Origin of the sequence: Synechococcus sp. R55.7 (assembly GCF_047461955.1) — a bacterium.
Taxonomy (GTDB): domain Bacteria; phylum Cyanobacteriota; class Cyanobacteriia; order Thermostichales; family Thermostichaceae; genus Thermostichus.
The window spans coordinates 1-1,131 of record NZ_JANSIC010000374.1 but is presented as its reverse complement, the minus strand read 5'-3'; the positions used below and the strand labels follow the sequence as shown (position 1 = coordinate 1,131).

The 1,131-nt window shown below is 59.3% G+C and carries 2 protein-coding genes; both read left to right on the top strand.

What is annotated here, in order from left to right; genetic code table 11:
• Positions 1–105: 105 nt before the first annotated feature.
• The gene (locus NW820_RS12585) at positions 106–363 is read left to right on the top strand and encodes a hypothetical protein (protein ID WP_238376877.1); all 258 of its coding nucleotides are present in this window, start codon (positions 106–108) and stop codon (positions 361–363) included.
• Positions 360–1,052: a putative CRISPR-associated protein gene (locus tag NW820_RS12580; protein WP_414407668.1), complete on the top strand. Its 693-nt coding sequence runs from the start codon at positions 360–362 to the stop codon at positions 1,050–1,052. The genes NW820_RS12585 and NW820_RS12580 overlap by 4 nt, the downstream gene beginning before the upstream one ends.
• Positions 1,053–1,131: the final 79 nt, after the last annotated feature.

Below are 1,131 nucleotides of genomic sequence, written 5' to 3'. Positions count from 1 at the left end.
ATCAGAGAAGATAGCAGAATCGGCAAAGTCCAGCTGCTCTGGGCGCAAAGCAAGACAGAGCTCTCGAAAAATTTGAGTTAACCGCCTATCATGCAGACCATCATCATGACTGTGGGCACCTCCTTGCTCACCAACCTTGACAAAGACCTGCAGCCGCAGCGCCCCTGGGTGGGACAAAAAACCATCGGGGATCCGGAGCAAGCGCTGGCCTGGATGAAAAGAACCGATCTGGAGCTGATCAGCGCCGATCGCGCCAGCGGGACGGAGTCCTTAACCAACACCTACTACCGCCTGGATCCCACCCCCGGCGATGCTTTGGTTCTGCTGCACTCCGCAATGGGCTGGAGTGTGCCCGGATTTTGAAGCTCTTCTTTGAAAGAGAACTGGGCCAACAACAGGTTTCTCTGGTGCCCCTTCCCGGCATCGACTACGAGCTAGAGGGATCCTCTCTGGAGCGGATGGCCGAGCTGTTGAAACAGTTGGCAGAGAGCGCCAAGGGGATCGTCACCTTTGCCGCCACCGGTGGGTTCAAAGCCCAAGCCATGATCATGGCTGTGGTGGGCAGCCAATTGGGGATCCCAGTTTGCTACATCCATGAGCAATACAAGTCTTTGGTCTACCTGCCCTACCTACAGCCGGAAGTTCAGCCCCGGATCCCTCGGGCAGGTCTTCCCGATCGCGCCAGCGGGACGGAGTCCGATCGCGCCAGCGGGACGGAGTCCTTTTCAGGCCGACCTCGCTCCGAAGTCATCCAGCTGCAGGTCGACAGCAGCCACCACCGTCCTCGCAGCTGGGTCAAGGTGGAAAAACTCCTGCGAGACATTCCCTGGGTGGATCTGGTCCGCTACGACCCGCACGCTTACTCTGCCCCCAAAAACAGCGTCAAAGCTGCAAACCGCAAAACAGAGGACGGCCGCCACATCTTGTGGATCCATCTCCACCAGAGCCAGGACATCCACCTTGCTGTCAGGGTAGAGACCACCGGTTACACCCCTGAGCACCTGGAGCAGGCCGCCGCTGAGTTGCGGGAGCGCTTGGGTCGTCTGGTGTGAGTTCCCCCCAGGGAAGGAACAGGCCAAGATCCACCCCCGGCCTTTCGCGAGGTGAGCGCGGGGCATTTTGTGGCTTGTC

Bases quoted from the DNA above. Each gene is read 5' to 3' on its own strand.
- NW820_RS12585 (WP_238376877.1), top strand. From the start codon at position 106: ATGACTGTGGGCACCTCCTTGCTCACCAACCTTGACAAAGACCTGCAG.